The sequence below is a fragment of the Virgisporangium aurantiacum genome (assembly GCF_016863635.1).
GTDB lineage: Bacteria > Actinomycetota > Actinomycetes > Mycobacteriales > Micromonosporaceae > Virgisporangium > Virgisporangium aurantiacum.
Genome location: NZ_BOPG01000008.1, coordinates 53,141 through 67,641, shown reverse-complemented (window position 1 = coordinate 67,641; position 14,501 = coordinate 53,141). Strand labels below are relative to the sequence as shown.

16 protein-coding genes are annotated in these 14,501 nt (G+C 71.1%); 12 read left to right on the top strand and 4 right to left on the bottom strand.

All coding sequences use genetic code 11. From position 1 onward, the window contains the following. The first annotated feature begins 22 nt into the window (after positions 1-22). From Vau01_RS05560 to Vau01_RS05535, 6 genes are all read left to right on the top strand, one after another. The gene (locus Vau01_RS05560) at positions 23-667 is read left to right on the top strand and encodes a 50S ribosomal protein L25/general stress protein Ctc (RefSeq protein ID WP_203988008.1); all 645 of its coding nucleotides are present in this window, start codon (positions 23-25) and stop codon (positions 665-667) included. Positions 668-745: 78 nt separating this feature from the next. Next, entirely contained in the window at positions 746-1,333 is a 588-nt protein-coding gene (pth, locus tag Vau01_RS05555) for an aminoacyl-tRNA hydrolase (protein ID WP_203988004.1), read from the top strand. A 357-nt stretch (positions 1,334-1,690) separates the two neighbouring features. After that, positions 1,691-3,154 (top strand): sugar transferase, encoded by a 1,464-nt coding sequence (locus tag Vau01_RS05550; RefSeq protein ID WP_239151331.1) that lies wholly within the window; start codon positions 1,691-1,693, stop codon positions 3,152-3,154. Between the two features lie 92 nt (positions 3,155-3,246). After that, positions 3,247-4,155 carry a sulfate adenylyltransferase subunit CysD gene (cysD, locus tag Vau01_RS05545; RefSeq protein ID WP_203988001.1) on the top strand — a complete coding sequence of 303 codons (909 nt, stop codon included), beginning with the start codon at positions 3,247-3,249 and terminating at the stop codon, positions 4,153-4,155. Continuing rightward, positions 4,155-5,435, top strand: coding sequence for a sulfate adenylyltransferase subunit 1 (locus tag Vau01_RS05540; RefSeq protein WP_203987999.1), 1,281 nt, complete (start codon positions 4,155-4,157; stop codon positions 5,433-5,435). The genes cysD and Vau01_RS05540 overlap by 1 nt, the downstream gene beginning before the upstream one ends. Before the next feature lie 27 nt (positions 5,436-5,462). Then, positions 5,463-6,368 (top strand): hemolysin family protein, encoded by a 906-nt coding sequence (locus Vau01_RS05535; protein ID WP_203987997.1) that lies wholly within the window; start codon positions 5,463-5,465, stop codon positions 6,366-6,368. On the opposite strand, the gene Vau01_RS05530 is transcribed toward Vau01_RS05535, so the two are convergent. Then, positions 6,361-7,650 (bottom strand): beta propeller repeat protein, encoded by a 1,290-nt coding sequence (locus tag Vau01_RS05530; RefSeq protein ID WP_203987995.1) that lies wholly within the window; start codon positions 7,648-7,650, stop codon positions 6,361-6,363. The two genes, Vau01_RS05535 and Vau01_RS05530, sit on opposite strands and share 8 nt — an antisense overlap. After that, on the bottom strand, positions 7,647-8,228 hold the full coding sequence (locus tag Vau01_RS05525) for an RNA polymerase sigma factor (RefSeq protein ID WP_203987993.1): 582 nt from the start codon (positions 8,226-8,228) through the stop codon (positions 7,647-7,649). Before Vau01_RS05525 ends, Vau01_RS05530 begins: the two co-directional genes overlap by 4 nt. A gap of 102 nt (positions 8,229-8,330) precedes the next feature. On the opposite strand from Vau01_RS05525, the gene trpS reads away from it, so the two are divergent. From trpS to Vau01_RS05505, 4 genes are read left to right on the top strand one after another with little or no spacing between them, the layout of a single operon-like run. Then, positions 8,331-9,356, top strand: a complete 1,026-nt coding sequence (gene trpS / locus Vau01_RS05520; protein ID WP_373320176.1) for a tryptophan--tRNA ligase — start codon at positions 8,331-8,333, stop codon at positions 9,354-9,356. 56 nt (positions 9,357-9,412) lie between these two features. Next, positions 9,413-9,967, top strand: coding sequence for a 2'-5' RNA ligase family protein (locus tag Vau01_RS05515; protein ID WP_203987989.1), 555 nt, complete (start codon positions 9,413-9,415; stop codon positions 9,965-9,967). A gap of 5 nt (positions 9,968-9,972) precedes the next feature. Then, the gene (locus Vau01_RS05510; RefSeq protein WP_203987986.1) at positions 9,973-10,926 is read left to right on the top strand and encodes a YihY/virulence factor BrkB family protein; all 954 of its coding nucleotides are present in this window, start codon (positions 9,973-9,975) and stop codon (positions 10,924-10,926) included. A gap of 7 nt (positions 10,927-10,933) precedes the next feature. Continuing rightward, the gene (locus Vau01_RS05505) at positions 10,934-11,341 is read left to right on the top strand and encodes a hypothetical protein (RefSeq protein WP_203987983.1); all 408 of its coding nucleotides are present in this window, start codon (positions 10,934-10,936) and stop codon (positions 11,339-11,341) included. Here the strand turns inward: Vau01_RS05505 and Vau01_RS05500 are convergent. After that, complete coding sequence (locus Vau01_RS05500) at positions 11,330-12,274, bottom strand: MerR family transcriptional regulator (protein WP_203987980.1); 945 nt, start codon at positions 12,272-12,274, stop codon at positions 11,330-11,332. The genes Vau01_RS05505 and Vau01_RS05500 overlap by 12 nt on opposite strands. Continuing rightward, positions 12,271-12,894 (bottom strand): TetR/AcrR family transcriptional regulator, encoded by a 624-nt coding sequence (locus Vau01_RS05495; RefSeq protein ID WP_203987977.1) that lies wholly within the window; start codon positions 12,892-12,894, stop codon positions 12,271-12,273. The genes Vau01_RS05500 and Vau01_RS05495 overlap by 4 nt, the downstream gene beginning before the upstream one ends. Before the next feature lie 108 nt (positions 12,895-13,002). Here Vau01_RS05495 and Vau01_RS05490 point away from each other — a divergent pair, with 108 nt between their 5' ends. Both Vau01_RS05490 and Vau01_RS05485 read left to right on the top strand, forming a co-directional pair. Beyond that, on the top strand, positions 13,003-14,049 hold the full coding sequence (locus Vau01_RS05490) for a hypothetical protein (protein WP_203987974.1): 1,047 nt from the start codon (positions 13,003-13,005) through the stop codon (positions 14,047-14,049). Between the two features lie 61 nt (positions 14,050-14,110). Then, positions 14,111-14,458, top strand: coding sequence for a hypothetical protein (locus tag Vau01_RS05485; protein ID WP_239151330.1), 348 nt, complete (start codon positions 14,111-14,113; stop codon positions 14,456-14,458). Positions 14,459-14,501: the final 43 nt, after the last annotated feature.

The window sequence follows — 14,501 nt, the reverse complement described above, 5'->3', positions numbered from 1 at the left end:
ACACCGCAACAGGAGTCTTCCCGTGTCCGAGGTAAAGATCAGCGCCGAGGTTCGCACCGAGTTCGGCAAGGGTGGTGCCCGCCGTACCCGCCGGGCTGGCCTGGTGCCCGCGGTGCTGTACGGCCACGGCGAGAAGCCCCGCCATATCGCCCTGCCCGCACGCGAGTTCGCAGCCGCGATCCGCCACGGCGGCATGACCCAGGCGTTCGCCATCGAGATCAGCGACGGTTCGTCCGCGCTGGCGCTGCCGAAGGCCATCCAGCGTGACCCGGTGCGCGACACGTTCGAGCACGTCGATCTGCTCATCGTGCGTCGCGGCGAGAAGGTCACCGTCGACATCCCGGTGCTGCTCACCGGCGAGCCGGCGAAGAACACCCTGGTGATGACCGAGCACGACAGGCTCTCGGTCCTGGCCGAGGCCCTGCGCCTGCCCGACAACATCGAGGTGTCGATCGACGGTCTCGAAGCCGGCGCCAAGGTGACGGCCGCCGAGGTCAAGCTGCCGACCGGCGTCGAGCTCGCGGCCGACCCCGACACCACGATCGTCGTGATCACCGCGGCGCCCACCGAGGAGCAGATGGCCGCCGCCGGCGGCGAGGCCCCGGCCGAGGCTGCCGAGGAGGAGACCGCCGAGGCCCCGGCCGAGGCGGCCACCGCGGAGGCGTAAGAGCCGAAATTCGACTGACGAGAGCCTGCGTCCCCACGTACAAGGGGAGCGCAGGCTTTCGGTCTACCGGGAGAAGAAATGACGTCGGACGCGCCCTGGCTGGTGGTCGGGCTCGGCAATCCCGGGCCCGAGTACGCCAAGCACCGGCACAACGTCGGCTTTATGGTCGTCGAACTGCTCGCCGGCCGGATGGGTGTCACGTTCAGCCGGAGCCGCAAGGCGGTGGCGCTGGCGGCCGAGGGCAGGCTGGGGTTGGGCGGGCCGCGGTTGGTGCTCGCCAAGCCGCTCACCTACATGAACCTCGCCGGTGGCGCGGTGGTCGGGCTGGCCAACTTCTACAAGGTGCCGGTCGAGCAGATCATCGCCGTCCACGACGAACTCGACCTGCCGTTCGCGACGCTGCGGCTCAAGCGCGGCGGCGGCGAGGGCGGGCACAACGGGCTGCGGTCGATGTCGAAGTCGCTGGGCAACCGCGACTACCTGCGGGTGCGGTTCGGCATCGGCCGGCCGCCGGGTCGGCAGGACCCGGCCGACTTCGTGCTCTCCAACTTCTCCGGCGCCGAGTCGAAGGAACTCGGGTTCCTCGTCGACCGCACCGCCGACGCGGTGGAGGCGGTGGTGGTGGGCGGCCTCGAGCCCGCCCAGAACACCTACCACGCCGGCTGAGCACCGGTGGTGAAGGTGACTCGGATGAGTGTCATGGTGAGGAAGTTGCCCGAGCCGTGACGATTGACGGCATCCTGGCGTTGTAACCGCGTACGCACCTTATGTCCGAATGGTGCTTACATGCGGACGACGTAAGGGGGCTTTGTGTCGGTCGACGCCGGGCGGGAAGGGAGATCGGTCCGCCGGCCGTCGCCGCGCAGTCGGCGCCGTGTCGCGGGCCACGGAAGCCACCAGGGGACCCACCGTCGCGGCGAGACCGCGGCCGAGGTTGCCGCCGGGACCGAGGTTGCGGCCGAGGTCGCACCCGACGTTGCGAACGGCGCTGAACGCGCAAGCTGTTCGAGTGGCGACCCAGCGGTGGGCGTAGCCGATGATCTTGATCTTGCCGCGGCCCCGCAGCGACGCCGCGGCCCGGCCCTGCGGCGGAGCCCGCGCCGTTGGGAGATCCACTATCTGATCCGGACGATCGCGCTGGATCTCGCGGTCGGGCTCATCGCGGCGGCGCTGGCGTTCGACCTGCGGTTCGGTGACGTGACGCCGTACAACGAGGGCTATCTCGTGCTCAGCGGGCTGCTGCCGCTCGGGCTGCTGATCGCGCTCGCGGTGAACCGGGCCTACGAGCGGCGGCTGATGTTCGTCGGCACCGAGGAGTACCAGCGGGTGCTCGGCGCCGGCATCGCGGTGACGGCGACCGTGGCGGTGGGCTCGTACTCGCTCGACATCGACCTCGCGCGCGGCTATGTGGTGATCGCGCTGCCGGTGGCGACCGCCGCCTGCATCGTGACCCGGTTCCTGAACCGCAAGGCGCTGCACTCGGCCCGGCGGCGCGGCGAGTGCCTGCGGCGGGTGGTGGTGGCCGGGCACGAACTCGCCGTGGTGGGGCTGACCCGGCAACTGCGCCGCGAGCGGTACCACGGGCTCGACATCGTCGGCGCCTGCCTGCCGCCGCAGCACGACGGGCAGGTCGGCGACCTCACCGTCTACGGCACGTTCGACGACGTCGCCCGCGCCGTCGCCCAGGCCGGCGCCGACACCGTGATCGTGCTGACCTGCCCCGAGTTCGACGGCGAGTCGCTGCGCCGGCTGGCCTGGCAGTTGGAGCGCGACGACATCGACCTGATCGTCGCGAACAACCTGATCGACGTCGCCGGGGCGCGCACCACGATCCGCCCGGTGGACGGGCTGCCGATGCTGCACGTCGAGCACCCGACCCTCAGCGGCGCCCGGCGGGTGGCCAAGTCGGTGTTCGACCGGGTCGGCGCGGCGCTGCTGCTGCTGGCGTTCTCGCCGGTGCTGGCGGCCGTCGCGCTGGCGGTGCGGCTCGACTCCAAGGGGCCGGTGCTGTTCCGGCAGACGCGGGTCGGCCGGTACGGGCGCGAGTTCCAGATCTACAAGTTCCGCACCATGCACACCGACGCCGAGCGGCGGCTCGCGGAGCTCCGGCACCTGAACGAGCAGGACGGTGTGCTGTTCAAGATGCGGGACGACCCGCGGATCACCCGGGTGGGCAGGCATCTCCGCCGGTTCTCGGTGGACGAGTTGCCGCAGCTGTTCAACGTGGTCGGGGGCACGATGTCGCTGGTCGGACCGCGTCCGCCGCTGCAGAGCGAGGTGGCCGCGTATCCGCGCGACGCCCGGCGGCGGCTGGCCGTCCGGCCCGGGATGACCGGGTTGTGGCAGGTGTCCGGTAGATCCGACCTTCCGTGGGAGGAAGCCGTTCGGCTCGACCTCCGTTATGTCGAGAACTGGTCGCTCTCGTTGGACCTGGTGATCCTGCTCCGCACGCTCACCGCGGTCTGGCGCGGAGCGGGAGCGTACTAGAGACGTGTTGCCCGCCACGTATTCGGCAGCGCCGCCGAAAACGACCGGCATACTAGGTGACTGGCCCAACGAGTCCCCGCGAAAGGCCTGAAATGACCCGCAGCAGATACCGCGTGAGCCATCTCGACGCCCTCGAGGCCGAGAGCATATTCGTCATGCGCGAAGTGGTCGCCGAGTTCGAACGGCCGGTGCTCCTGTTCTCCGGCGGCAAGGACTCGATCGTGATGCTGCGGCTGGCCGAGAAGGCGTTCGCGCCCGGCCGGGTGCCGTTCCCGGTGATGCACGTCGACACCGGGCACAACTTCACCGAGGTGCTCGCCTACCGCGACAAGCGGGTCAACGAGCTGAACATCCAGCTGATCGTGGCGTCGGTGCCGGAGGCGCTCGACAGCGGCCTGGTGCGCGAGTCGGCCGACGGCATGCGCAACCGCATCCAGACGCCGGTGCTGCTCGACGCCGTGGAGAAGTACCGCTTCGACGCGCTGTTCGGCGGCGCCCGCCGCGACGAGGAGAAGGCCCGCGCCAAGGAACGGGTGTTCTCGTTCCGCGACGAGTTCGGCCAGTGGGACCCGCGCAACCAGCGTCCGGAGCTGTGGTCGCTCTACAACGCGCGGGTGGCGCCGGGCGAGTCGATCCGGGTGTTCCCGCTGTCGAACTGGACCGAGCTCGACGTGTGGCACTACATCGCCCGCGAGCGGATCGAACTGCCGTCGATCTACTTCGCGCACGAGCGCGAGGTGGTCGACCGCGGCGGGATGCTGTACGCCGTCCACGAGCACCTGCCGCTCCGGAACGGCGAGACCGCCTTCACGGAGACCGTGCGGTACCGCACCGTCGGCGACGCGTCGTGCACGGCCGCCGTGCGCAGCGACGCCGACACCGTGGAGAAGATCATCGACGAGGTGGCCGCCACCCGCATCACCGAGCGCGGCGCCACCCGGGGCGACGACAAGGTGTCGGAAGCGGCCATGGAAGACCGCAAGCGGGAGGGCTACTTCTAATGACGGCCGCTGTTGAGGCTCCGCCCATGGATCTGCTGCGGTTCGCCACCGCCGGCTCCGTCGACGACGGCAAGTCGACGCTCATCGGCCGGCTGCTCTTCGACACCAAGACCATCTTCGAGGACCAGCTCGAAGCGGTCGAGCAGGTGTCGCGCGCCCGTGGCGACGAGTACACCAACCTCGCGCTGCTCACCGACGGCCTGCGGGCCGAGCGGGAGCAGGGGATCACGATCGACGTCGCGTACCGGTACTTCGCCACGCCGCGGCGGAAGTTCATCATCGCCGACACGCCCGGGCACATCCAGTACACGCGGAACATGGTCACCGGCGCGTCAACGGCCGACCTGGCGCTGATCCTCGTCGACGCCCGGAAGGGTCTCGTCGAGCAGTCGCGCCGGCACGCGTTCCTGTGCTCCCTGCTGCGGGTGCCGCACCTGGTGCTGTGCGTCAACAAGATGGACCTGGTCGACTACGACCAGGCGGTGTTCGACCGCATCGCCGACGAGTTCACGTCGTTCGCGGCCAAGCTCGACGCGCCCGACCTCACGGTCATCCCGGTCTCGGCGCTCAAGGGCGACAACGTCGTCAGCCGGTCGGCGAACATGCCCTGGTACGAGGGCCCGTCGCTGCTGCACCACCTGGAGCACGTGCACTTCGCCAGCGACCGGAACCTGGTCGACGTGCGGTTCCCGGTGCAGTACGTGGTGCGTCCGCAGTCGAGCACCCACCCCGACTACCGCGGCTACGCCGGCCAGGTGGCCAGCGGCGTGCTCAAGCCCGGCGACGAGGTGATGGTGCTGCCCAGCGGCCTCACCACCAGGATCACCGCGATCGACGGCGCGGCCGGGCCGGTCGACGAGGCGTTCCCGCCGATGTCGGTGACCCTGCGCCTCGCCGACGAGATCGACATCGCCCGCGGCGACCTGATCTGCCGGCCGAACAACGCGCCGGAGGTCGCCCAGAACGTCGAGGCGCTGATCTGCTGGATGGACGAGTCGCGGCCGATGCGCGTCGGTGGCAAGTACGCGATCAAGCACACGACCCGCAGCGTGCGCGCCGTCGTGCGCGGGCTCAACTACCGGCTCGACATCAACAGCCTGCACCGCGACGAGGCCGCCACCGAGCTCAAGCTCAATGAGATCGGACGCGTGAAGTTGCGCACCACCGTGCCGCTGCTGGCCGACGAGTACCGCCGTAACCGCACCACCGGCGGGTTCATCGTCATCGACGAGACCACGAACCGCACGGTGGGTGCGGGAATGATCATCGAGGCGTCGTAGGTCGAGCGGTACGCCTACTATCGGGGCATGTCCGGCGTGCCCTCGGGCAGTACCGAGGCCGGGTCCGCTCACATAGCGGAACCCGGCCCGTTCCGTACGGCGCTCGCGCGCGTCGTCCTCCCCGCCCTCGACGCGCTGCGGCGGCTGGTCGTCAAGCTGCTCGGCGCCGACCACACCGCCGGTCGCGAGCGCATCTCCAACGTCGAGTTCCGGGAGCTGGTCGCGGCGAACACCGTGCTGCCCCGGGAGGAGCGCCGGCTGATCGACGAGGTGCTCTCGGCCGGCGCGCGGCACGTCAACGAGCTGATGGTCCCGCGCACCGAGGTCGTCTTCCTCGACGCGGCCCTGGCCGTCGACGCCGCGCTGGGCCTGGTGCGGGAGGCGCGGCACTCGCGGTTCCCGGTGATCGACGGCAGCCCCGACGAGGTGGTCGGGTTCGTGCACCTGCGCGACCTGACGATCCGTCCTTCCACCGACCCGTGCGGCTCCGTCGGCGATCTGATGCGCGAGGTGAAGCGGCTGCCGGCCAGCAAGAAGGCGCTGATCGCGCTGTCGGAGATGCGCCGGGAGGGGCACCACCTCGCCGTGGTGGTTGACGAGTACGGCGGCACCGCCGGCATCGTGACGCTGGAGGACCTGCTGGAGGAGCTGGTCGGCGAGATCCACGACGAGTACGACGCCGCGCCGGAGCCGCAGCTCGAAGGCGGACCGTCCGAAGTGGACGGTCTGCTCAACCTCACCGACTTCGCCGAGCGCGCCGGCCTGCCCCTGCCACCCGGCCCGTACGAGACGATCGGCGGGTTCCTGATGGCGCGGCTGGGCAAGTTGCCGTCGGTGGGTGACGAGGTGCGCATCGACGGCTGGCAGCTCACCGTCGCCGAACTCGACGGCCGGCGGGTGGCGCGCGTCGGGCTGGCGCGTACGACTACGTAGGCGGCACGACCGCCGGGCGGGGAAGCGACGACCAGCTGCGCCCGTCGGTCGAGAACAGCGGCGGGTCGCCGAGCGCCGCGAACCCGTCGGGCACCACCACGATCGGCCCCGACGGCCCGTTGGCCGGCCGGTACGACGCGCCGAGGTCGCTGCTCTCCAGGAAGACCGCCCCCGGCCCCTCCTCGACCCACACCAGCAGCGACCCGTCCCGGCGCACCACGGCGCCCAGCCGCCGTTCGACCACGTCGCCGCCGGAGGCGAACGCCGGCCACGGCATGTCGGTCTGCAGCGGACGCCAACTGAGCCCGCCGTCGGTGGTCAGCCGCTGCTGGATGCCGGTGGACGTGCGCAGGAACAGGTACGCGGTGTCGCCGTCGCCGGTGGTCAGGATCGGGTCGCTCATCCCGGGCCGCAGGCCGAGGGAGACCACCGTCCAGTTGGTGCCGAGATCGTGACTGACGGCGACGGAGACCTCGCCGGTGGTCGGATCGGTGCCGGTGACCCACCAGCCGTCCTTCGGCGCCACCGAGGTCACCAGGACGAGGTCCCGGAGGTTGGGCTGGATCGGCACCCGCAGCGCCCGCGCGTCGGACTGCCGGACGAACGAGATCTCGCCGTACCGGGTCAGCTGCACGGCCTGGTCGCCGGCCGTCGGCACGGAGTGGTCGTTCGGCTCGGGCGCGATGTCGAGGCCGCCGCCGCGCAGGTCGATGCGGCGGTACTTGCGCTCGCCGTCGCGGCGGATCCCGGAGAGCAGGAGCGACTGCGGGGTGACCGCCTGCAGCGTCACCTCGTCGAGCGGATCGGTCGGATCGTTACGCAGTTCGCCGACCGCGATCGGGGCGCGCTGATCCTGCGCGGTGGCGGCCAGCGGCACCACCTGGAGGCTGCAGGTGCTCACCCGCTCGGCCGGCCGGCACACGTCGACCGCCGCGTACAGCGCGCCGACGCGGGTGCCGGCGATCGCCCGGATCGTCGCGACCGGGGCCGTCGACGGGGACGGGGACGGCGCCAGGTCGGGCCGGTCGGGACCGACCTGCTGGTCGGTCTGCACCGAGGGACCGCCGGGCGCCGCATGCCAGCCCGCCACACCGGCGGGCAGCAGGGTGACGATCGCCGCGATCGAGATGACCAGCTTCCGCCGCAGGTCGCGCCGCCGGACGCGGCGGGCCAGCCGGGTGACCCGGTCGAACTCGGGCAGCCGGGTGGCCGTCTCCACGTCGGAGCGGAGCGCCTCGAAGTCGGGCCCGCTGACGAAGGCTTCCTCGTCCGGCGCGGTCATGATGGCTTCGCCTCGGTGGCGTTCTCCGACTTCGCCGGTGTTCTCGGTGGCGGCGGGGCCGGGCGGGCCTCGGCGTGTTCGTCGAGCAGGGTGGCGAGCATCGCGCGACCGCGGGACAGCCGCGCCTTGACCGTGCCGACCGGAACACCCAGGGTCTCGGCGACCTCGTGCACCGACAGGTCGGCCAGGTGGTGCAGCACGATGGTCTCGCGGGTGGGCCGGGACAGCTGCTGCAGGGCCGCGACCAGCGCGACCCGGTTCGGATCGAGACCGGGCACGCTCTCCGGCTGCCGGGCCACCCGGCCGGTGCGCACCAGCGTGTCGAACAGCCGCCGGCGCCGGAACCGGGTGCGGGCGAGGTTGATCGCCACCGTGCGCAGCCAGGCCTCCGGATCGGCGACGTCGAGGAACTGCCGGGGCCGGGCCAGGGCGCGCGCGTACGCCTCCTGTACCAGGTCTTGCGCATCGGAGTAGTCGCCGGTGAGCCCGTACAGCGCCGCGACGAGCCGCCGGTAGTGCGCGGAGTACGCCGCGCGAACGGCCTCCTGAGCCTCCCGCTCCTCGGGGCTGGTTCCCATGTACTCCATCCTCGGCTCTGTTGGCACCTGCTTGGAAGACCGGCGAGGCGGCTGTCCGGTTGCGTACCTCCCGTGCGTCTGCACGCGCGTCCGACTGCAACAATGACGCCCATGTCCGAGGCTCGACCGCGGGTGCTGTCCGGCATCCAGCCCACCGCCGACTCCTTCCACCTTGGCAACTATCTGGGAGCGGTGCGGAACTGGGTGGCGATGCAGGACACCCACGACGCGTTCTTCTGCGTCGTCGACCTGCACGCGCTCACGGTGGGGCCGGATCCCGCGCAGCTCCGGGCCCGCACCCGGGCGAGCGCCGCGCAGTTGTTCGCCGCCGGGCTCGACCCCGACCGGTGCACCCTCTTCGTGCAGAGTCACGTGCCCGAACACGCCCAACTGGCGTGGGTGCTGAACTGCCTCACCGGTTTCGGCGAGGCCGGCCGGATGACCCAGTTCAAGGACAAGTCGCTGAAGCAGGGCGCCGACCGCACCACCGTCGGGCTGTTCACCTACCCGGTGCTGCAGGCCGCCGACATCCTGCTGTACCAGGCCGACGCGGTGCCGGTCGGTGAAGACCAGCGGCAGCACCTGGAGCTGACCCGCGATCTCGCCCAGCGGTTCAACACCTCGTTCGGCAAGACGTTCACGGTGCCGGCGCCGCACATCGTCAAGGACACCGCGAAGATCGCCGACCTGCAGGATCCCGGCGCCAAGATGTCGAAGTCGGCGTCGACCCCGAACGGGCTCATCGAGCTGCTGGAGCCGACGAACCGCATCGCCAAGAAGATCAAGAGCGCGGTGACGGACACCGGCCGCGAGATCGTCTACGACCCGGAGAACAAGCCCGGTGTGTCGAACCTGCTGACGATCTACGCCGCGCTCACCGGCCGCACCCTCGACGATCTCACCCTCGCCTACGACGGCAGGGGCTACGGCGACCTGAAGAAGGACCTCGCCGAGATCGTCGTCGCCTTCGTCGAGCCCATCCAGCAGCGCACCAGGATGTATCTTGACGACCCGGCCCAACTTGACAAGTTGCTGGCCATCGGCGGAGAAAAGGCACGCTCGGTGTCGGCGCCCACGTTGGCGACGGCGTACGAGCGCGTCGGTCTCGTCGCGCCGGCCACGGCCTGACAGCCGCTGGTCGTAGGGGGTCCGTTGGCTCGGGGGTCGGGTATGAAGAGGCGAATTTGCGAACAACGATCGGCATCGCTATCGACATCCCCGAACCGTGGGGCAGCCAGCTCACCCGCCGGCGGCTGCAGGCCGGCGACGCCGCGGCCACCCACATACCGGCGCACCTGACGCTGCTCGGGCCCACCGAGGTCGACACCGGCGTGATCGCCGAGGTCGCGGAGCACCTCACCGGTGTCGCCGGCGGGCACGAGCCGTTTCCGGTGCACCTGAGCGGCACGGGCACGTTCCGCCCGCTCACCGAGGTGGTGTACGTCGCGGTCGCGTCGGGCGACGAGGAGTGCAAGCGGCTGTGGGCCGCGGTGCGGGAACTCGACGCCGTGCGGCGCCCGCTGCGCTACGACTACCACCCGCACGTCACGGTGGCCCACGACGTCGCATCGGAGGCGCTCGACGAGGTCTTCGCGGATCTTGCCGACTTCGACGCGAAGTTCACGGTTGCCGGCTTTACTCTGTTCGAGCACGGTCCGGACGGGCGCTGGCGCCCACATCGGGAATACTGCCTGGGTGACGGCGCCGCGCCGCCACCCGCGTCACATCGTCGACGGTAGGACACATGGTGATCGTCGATCGGATCGAGCGAGCCATCGTCGCGAGAGCCGACGCCGTACGCGCCCGTTCGCGTCCCATCGACCACATCTTCCGCGCCTACGCCCGGTACGACGGGATCGACGGAACCCGGCTCGCCGCGGCGACCGCCTACTACGGCTTCTTCGCCGCGTTCGCGCTCGGCGTGCTGGCGTTCGCGGTGGTGGGTTGGGCGATCCCGGGTTCCAGCAAGGCCGGCCTCGACGCCGTGCAGGAGTACCTGTCGGGCAACCTGCCGCAGCTCGACGCCGACTCGCTCACGAAGGCCAGCGCCCGGATCGGGGTCCTCGCGATCTTCGCGTTGATCATCGCGGGGGTCGGCTGGATCGAGACGCTGCGCTCGTCGCAGCGCGCGCTCTGGTGCCTGGAGCAGCATCCCGGGCACCCGGTGGTGCGCTGGCTGCTCGACCTGGCGGTGCTGGCCGTGCTCGGCGGGCTGCTCCTGGTGTCGATCGCGGTCTCGTCGGGCCTGCGCGGCGTCCTGCTGGGGCTGCGCGACCAGGCGGAGGACGTGCTCGTCCCGGCCGCCGCCGAAGGCTTCGTGACGTGGACCGACGCCGCGATCGCCGCCGGCGTCGACCTGGTGCTGGCCTGCTCGCTGCTCGCGGTGGTGCCGCGGCTGCGCATGCCGTTCCGGCGGCTGATCCGGCCGGCCCTGCTGGTGGTGGTCGGCCTCGGCGTGCTCAAGGTGATCGGCCGCTGGTTCATCACCCGCACCCAGCACAACCCGGCGTACGAGAACTTCACGGCCGCCGCCGCGGCGGTGGGCCTGCTGCTGTTCATGTACTTCTTCCACCAGATCGTGCTGTTCGCCGCCGCGCTGGCCGCCACCAGCAACCGGGGCGTGGTCTACGACATGAGCCGCCGCCCGAAGCGCATGGTCCCCGACCCGGAACCGAACGCTCCGACGCTTACGGAATGATGTCGGCGTGGGAACTCTCGTGACCTTGGACCTGCCCGACGACTCGCCGGCGCTGTCCCTGCCCTGGATCATCACCTTCGGCCCGGCCGACGACGAGGAGGAATGGGAGCCCGTCGTGTGCGGGCCCTACGAGCGGGCGCACGCGCTCGCGCTCGCCGAGGCCGTGCTCGCCGACGAGGAACTGATGGCGGTGGTCGAGCCGCTGCAGCCGGCGCTCACCGTCGACCAGATCCGCGGCGAGATCGCGGCGTCCCGGTTGAACGCCGACGAGGCGGAGGACGACGAGACCGAGGACGAGCACGACCATGACCACGATCACGACCACGGCGACGAGGTCGTGACGCCGAGCACCCCGCCGTCGCCGGAGGAGATCAAGGCCGCGTTCGCCCGGATCGCCCGGCAACTAGGGGAGTAGCGCCTCCTGGGCGTCGGCGAACCAGCCCCACAGGTGCATGCGGGGCGGCACCGGCGCCCAGCCGTTGATCACCGCCATGAGCTGCCAGTACCGCTCGGCGCGGGGCTCGTACCCCCGCCGGGTGGCGGCGGCCAGTTCGCGCCGGTAGGCGTCGTCGGGTGTTCTGCCGGCCCGCTCCGCGTAGGCGGCCACGATGTCGTCGACGACGGGCCGCGCGGCCGGGTCGGTGGCCACGACCCCCGCCGCCACCAGCGGCTCGATCCGGCCGAACGCCAGCTCCGACAGCTCCATCGCGACCATCGGGTCGGTGGGCATCACCTCGTCCGGTGCCTGCGAGGTCTTCATCCACGAACCCATCTCGCGCAACTTCGCCCGGAACGACTCGTCGTGGATCAGTTCGGCCAGCTCCAGCCAGGCGTCGAGTTGCTCGTCGGTCGGATCGTCGGGCAGGTCCGGCGCCACCCCGCGCATCATCTTCGTGAAGTCGTTCTCGACCGGCCCGGAGCCGTAGTCGAAGATCGAGTCGAGGAACTCGCCGAGCGCCCGCCGCCGTTCCTCGTTGGTCGCCTGTGCGATCCGGTTCATCCGTTCCACCTCTGCCGGTCGAAGGTCGCCGGAGCCCCGCCCGGCCAGTGACCGCAGCGCCGCCCGCTGCACCTTGAGCAGCCGGATCTGCGTGGCGAGCACGTCGGCGTGCGCCGAGGCGACCGCGCGCAGGTCGGCCCGCTGGTCGAGGATCCGGCGGATGGTCGCCAGGTCGAGCCCGAGGTCGCGCAGCGAGCGCACGAACTCGAGCCGGGCCAGCGCGCCGGCGTCGTAGCGCCGGTAGCCGGCCGCGGTCCGCGACGCCTCCGGCACCAGCCCCTCGTCGGAGTAGTACCGGATCGTCTTGACCGACAGCCCGGTCCGACGGGCCAGCTCCCCGATGTTCACGACTCCAGGGTGAAGTCTCCCGTGGGTGGAGAGTCAAGGATCGCGCGGACACCGGCCCGGTACCGCTCCAGGTCCACCGTCCCGGCGCCGGTGAGGAGTTTGAGCAGCCCGTAGCCGAGCATCATGGCGGCGAGCGCCGGCCCGACCGCGCCGGGATCGGCGTCTTTCGGCAGTTCGCCGCGGGCGACCGCGCGCCCGGCGATCCGCACGTAGACCTCGGTGATCTGGCCGTAGACCCGCGCGATCAGGTCGCGCAGGGCCGGATCGCGCTGGGCCTCCGCCCACACCTGCACGGCGATCGGCAACGCCCCGTCGGGGTTCGCGTTGGCGTCGACGACGCCGACCGCGCCGTCCATCACGTCGACCAGCGAGCGCTCCGGGTCGGCGGCGATCGACTGCAACTGGGCGGTGATGCCCTCGGCCAGTTGCGCGGCGACGCCCGCGATCAGGTCGCTCTTGCTGGGGAAGTACCGGTAGACGGCGCCGACCGAGAGCCCCGCCTCGCTGATCACCTGCTGCATCGAGGTGGCGTGGAAGCCGTTGGTCACGAAACAGCGGCGCGCCGCGTCAAGGATCTGTTGGCGCCGGGCGGCGAGGTGTTCGGCGGAGACACGTGGCATGGATCCCAAAGTAAAACGAACGATCGTTCTTGACAACCCAAACTCACCGGGCGGAGAATTCCCTCATCACTTAAAAGAGGGATCGTTCGTTTTAGGAAGGAGCTCATCATGAGCGAGCACGATGCGGTCACCCCCCGCCGGACCCCACCCGTCGCCGTCGTGCTGGCGGCGGTCGTCGCGGTGCAGGCGCTGCTGATGCTCTGGTTCGCGTGGCCGGCCCAGAAGGCCGAACCGCGTGACCTGCCGGTGGTGGTCGCCGGCCCGCAGCAGGCCGCCGACGCGCTCGCCGCGAAACTGGGCGCGGCGCGCGAGGGCGCGTTCGACGTCACGACGGTGGCCGACGCGGCCGCCGCCGACGCGGCGCTCACCGACCGCACGGCGTACGCGGCGTTCATCGTGAGCCAGCCCGTCGCCTCACTCGGCGACAAACCAGCCGCTGCCGGCGTCGAGGTGCACGTCGCCTCGGCCGCCAGCCCGGCCGTCGCCACCGCGTTGTCGCAGCTCGCGGCCCAGATGCAGGCACAGTTCGGCCAGCCGGGCGGGCCGGCCGTGAAGGTCGTCGACGTCGTGCCCACCTCGGCCGACGACCCGCGCGGCGCGGGCTTCGCCGGGTCGTTCCTGCCGCTGATCCTCACCAGCATCGGTGCCGGCGTCGTGGTCGCGCTGCTGGCCCGGTCGCGGCCGGTCCGGGTGGCGGCGATCGTCGGTTACGGCGCGGGCGCCGGCCTCCTGGCCGCGGGTCTCATGCACTGGACGGGCGTGCTGGCCGGCTCCTACCTCGGCGGTGCAACCGCGATCGCGCTGCTCACCGGCTCCATCGCCGCGACCGTCGCCGGCCTGTACGCGCTGCTCGGCCGGCCCGGGATCGCGCTCGGCGCGGTGCTCGCCTTCGTGGTCGGCAACCCGCTGTCGGGCCTGGCGACGGCTCCCGAGATGCTGCCGCAGCCGTGGGGCGAGATCGGGCAGTTCCTGCCGGTGGGCGCCGGCGCGACGCTGATCCGGTCGGCTTCGTACTTCGACTGGGCGGGCGCAACGCGGAGTGCGATCGTCCTCGCGTCCTACGTCGTCGTGGGTCTGATCCTGGTGGCGACGGCCGGTGCCCGGCGCCGGCGCCCGGCCCCGGCGGAGGCCGCGCCCGAACTGGTGGCCGCCTGACCCCGTCTGTGGAAGCCCGGCGCCCAGTTGCGGCGCCGGGCACACCCATATACTCCGGCGCGTGGACGACCTTCTGCTGCACGTGTTGCGGTACATCCATCTGGTCGGGTTCGCGGCGCTGTTCGGCGGAACCCTCGCCCAGTATCTGACCGGCACGCTGCGGATCAATCCGGCGATGCTGTGGGGGTCGATCATCCAGCTGGCGTCCGGCATCGCCCTTGCCGCACCGTTACGCCCGGAAGGTGAGGAACCGCCGGTCGCGAAACTGGTGGTGAAGCTGCTACTCGCTGTCATGATATTCGTGATGGTCTTCTTCTCGCGGCGACGTGCGCAGGTCAACAAGGGTCACTTCCTGGCGATCCTCGGGCTGACCCTCGTCACCGCGGCCGTCGGCACCTTCTGGCGGTGACCGGTCGTTCAGGTCTCCTGGTCACGGCCGGATAACGCCGATC

Excerpts from the sequence above, each read along its gene's own strand:
- pth (WP_203988004.1), top strand. The coding sequence starts at position 746 with ATGACGTCGGACGCGCCCTGGCTGGTGGTCGGGCTCGGCAATCCCGGG.
- cysD (WP_203988001.1), top strand. The coding sequence starts at position 3,247 with ATGACCCGCAGCAGATACCGCGTGAGCCATCTCGACGCCCTCGAGGCC.
- Vau01_RS05540 (WP_203987999.1), top strand. The coding sequence starts at position 4,155 with ATGACGGCCGCTGTTGAGGCTCCGCCCATGGATCTGCTGCGGTTCGCC.
- Vau01_RS05535 (WP_203987997.1), top strand. The coding sequence starts at position 5,463 with ATGTCCGGCGTGCCCTCGGGCAGTACCGAGGCCGGGTCCGCTCACATA.
- Vau01_RS05530 (WP_203987995.1), bottom strand. The coding sequence starts at position 7,650 with ATGACCGCGCCGGACGAGGAAGCCTTCGTCAGCGGGCCCGACTTCGAG.
- Vau01_RS05525 (WP_203987993.1), bottom strand. The coding sequence starts at position 8,228 with ATGGGAACCAGCCCCGAGGAGCGGGAGGCTCAGGAGGCCGTTCGCGCG.
- trpS (WP_373320176.1), top strand. The coding sequence starts at position 8,331 with ATGACGCCCATGTCCGAGGCTCGACCGCGGGTGCTGTCCGGCATCCAG.
- Vau01_RS05510 (WP_203987986.1), top strand. The coding sequence starts at position 9,973 with ATGGTGATCGTCGATCGGATCGAGCGAGCCATCGTCGCGAGAGCCGAC.
- Vau01_RS05495 (WP_203987977.1), bottom strand. The coding sequence starts at position 12,894 with ATGCCACGTGTCTCCGCCGAACACCTCGCCGCCCGGCGCCAACAGATC.
- Vau01_RS05490 (WP_203987974.1), top strand. The coding sequence starts at position 13,003 with ATGAGCGAGCACGATGCGGTCACCCCCCGCCGGACCCCACCCGTCGCC.